Origin of the sequence: Pseudomonas brassicacearum, assembly GCF_003732265.1 — a bacterium.
In the GTDB taxonomy this organism is placed as follows: domain Bacteria; phylum Pseudomonadota; class Gammaproteobacteria; order Pseudomonadales; family Pseudomonadaceae; genus Aquipseudomonas; species Aquipseudomonas brassicacearum_D.
The window spans coordinates 1-283 of record NZ_MOBK01000479.1; the positions used below are offsets into that span (position 1 = coordinate 1).

Genomic DNA, 283 nt, shown 5'->3' on the forward strand with positions numbered 1-283 from the left:
AGGCGTGATCATCGCCCAAACTTTACGAAAAAATTGCCCGCGCACGGCATCGTTGACCGCGGAGTATTCAGCGTTCTGATTCATGGAAAAGGCTCGATATAGAAAAGAACAGACACGCACCGATCATAGATGATCGGTGCGTTTTATCGCGAGGGCTGGCGATAGTCGTTCAGCGCAGGTTCAGCGACGAACCGGGCGCTTCTGCAGTTTTCGCTGCAGGGTGCGGCGGTGCATGCCCAAAGCGCGGGCAGTGGCGGAGATGTTGCCTTCGTGCTCGGTGAGC

General features: G+C 56.5%; 1 protein-coding gene. It reads right to left on the reverse strand.

The window, feature by feature from the left end:
• Positions 1-180: 180 nt before the first annotated feature.
• A partial coding sequence (locus BK660_RS32355) for a helix-turn-helix domain-containing protein (RefSeq protein ID WP_185045380.1) occupies positions 181-283 on the reverse strand: 103 nt, incomplete at its 5' end.